This window comes from Vibrio sp. N418 (assembly GCF_000222565.1).
Taxonomy (GTDB): domain Bacteria; phylum Pseudomonadota; class Gammaproteobacteria; order Enterobacterales; family Vibrionaceae; genus Vibrio; species Vibrio scophthalmi.
On record NZ_AFWD01000065.1, the window covers coordinates 1 to 2,063 of the forward strand.

Consider the following 2,063-nt stretch of genomic DNA (forward strand, 5'->3'; position numbering starts at 1 on the left):
CTTCAACAAGTACCTCACACGATTGCTCAATGGCAAAAGTATGATGTGGACGTAGACTAGCATTCATTTGTATTTGCATGGGATTCGTTTGCATCAGGCAAGTTAAGTCATTTACACTGCCGCCATTCTACATAGATCTCGGTGGATAGAGAATGAATGAGCTAAGAATAGAAACGCTTGACCCCATAAAACTGCCACTGGTGTCGCGTTTATACAAAGCCCACTACCCTTCTGGTAAAGCAAAAAAGAACGAACAGACCATCGTCGCTTACCATCAACAACAATTGATTGGTGTGGTGCGCTTTAAACCGATTGAACAATATCAATTACTCACTGGCATGTTGGTCATTCCCGAACAGCGTGGAAAAAGCATTGGCCATGCGTTATTACTGCACTGCCAACAATCAATTTGTAATGGCAACACTTATTGCTTTGCCTATCCGCATCTTGAAGATTTCTATCAACAGCACGGCTTTGCCACGATAGAGCAATCCACCCTTCCAGCATGTTTAAAGCAGTTATTTGAACGCTACATTGGCAGTGGCAAAGCACTCATACCGATGCATTATCAAACGGTTTTGTTATGAAGTCTGCGTCATGACTAGTACTTGGTTGGTGAGATTTGCTAATATTCACCATCAGCTTGTTTGGCCGACGCTTTTGTCGCCATTTTTGAGGTTACTCGTTCACTATGATTGCTAATAGGTATTCTTTGCAGCATCTCCCAACTATCGCCCAAGATCCGGCTCAGTTTGAGGTTCTTTACGCGGCGCAGGATTTTCGCACCCGATTAATTCAAGCTATTCGTGAAGCCAGTAAACGTATTTACTTGGTGGCACTATATCTTGAAGATGATGAGGCTGGGCGAGAGATCTTAAGTGAACTGTACCAAGCAAAACAAAGAAACCCAGGCTTAGACATTAACGTCTGTGTTGACTGGCATCGTGCTCAGCGCGGCTTGATTGGTGCGGAAGCGAGCAAAACCAACGCCTGTATGTATAAAGCGTTCTCTGAGCAATATGAACATAAGGTTCCGGTTTACGGCGTGCCAGTTCGAGGCCGAGAAGTGTTTGGCGTACTGCACCTGAAAGGCTTTATCATCGATGATACGGTGATCTACAGCGGCGCTAGCTTAAACAATATTTATCTCAATTATAACAATAAGTATCGTTTCGACCGCTACCATATGCTGACCAATCCAAGCTTAGCGGACACCATGGTCTCTTTTGTTCAGAACGAAATGATTGCTCATCCAGCAGTCAATGTTCTTTCTTGCCCTAAAAAACCAGACACTAAAGAGATTAAAACCAGTATTCGTCAACTACGCGCATCGCTGGCAAAAGCGGCTTATCAATTCGACAGCCAAGAAGTCTCGACAGAACAGGTTGCCGTTACACCATTGGTTGGGGTTGGTAAAAAGCGTAATCGCCTTAATCAAAACATCAATCAATTGGTGGCTTTGGCGAAAGATGAGATCTTCATCTGTACCCCTTATTTCAATTTCCCACGCAGCGTGGCGAAAGAGATCAAACGCGCGATTAAACGCGGCGTGAAAGTAACGATTGTAGTGGGCGATAAAACCGCCAATGATTTTTACATCTCACCCGAGCAAGAATTTAAAACCATTGGCGGGTTACCGTATCTTTACGAGCGCAACTTGCGCCAGTTTGCTAAAGCCAACGAAGCACATATTGCCAGCCGACAGTTATCAATCCACTTATGGAAACACGATGCGAACAGCTTCCATCTAAAAGGCATCTGGGTGGATAAGCGCTATATGCTACTCACAGGCAATAACCTCAACCCTCGCGCTTGGAAGTTGGACTTAGAAAACGCGCTACTGGTACAAGATCACTACGATCATTTAACTGAAAAGTTTGAGCGCGAAGTAGAGAATATTCTGCAAAACACCCAGCTGATTTGTACCTACAAGCAGTTGGAGAAGCTAGAAGACTACCCTGAGGTAGTGCAGAAATTAATGCGCAAGGTCACGCGAGTAAAAGCAGACCGCGTGTTGAAACAAATACTATAGATGAAAAAGAAAAAATAGAGCTCCTTTCGGA

Annotated in this window: 2 protein-coding genes; both read left to right on the forward strand. The window is 44.2% G+C overall.

All coding sequences use genetic code 11. The features are described 5' to 3' along the window. The first annotated feature begins 152 nt into the window (after window positions 1-152). Window positions 153-587 carry a GNAT family N-acetyltransferase gene (locus RH86_RS14450; protein WP_009386845.1) on the forward strand — a complete coding sequence of 145 codons (435 nt, stop codon included), beginning with the start codon at window positions 153-155 and terminating at the stop codon, window positions 585-587. 104 nt (window positions 588-691) lie between these two features. Then, the gene (gene pssA, locus RH86_RS14455) at window positions 692-2,032 is read left to right on the forward strand and encodes a CDP-diacylglycerol--serine O-phosphatidyltransferase (protein WP_009386846.1); all 1,341 of its coding nucleotides are present in this window, start codon (window positions 692-694) and stop codon (window positions 2,030-2,032) included. Window positions 2,033-2,063 lie beyond the last annotated feature (31 nt).

Bases quoted from the DNA above. Each gene is read 5' to 3' on its own strand.
- RH86_RS14450 (WP_009386845.1), top strand. From the start codon at position 153: ATGAATGAGCTAAGAATAGAAACGCTTGACCCCATAAAACTGCCACTG.
- pssA (WP_009386846.1), top strand. From the start codon at position 692: ATGATTGCTAATAGGTATTCTTTGCAGCATCTCCCAACTATCGCCCAA.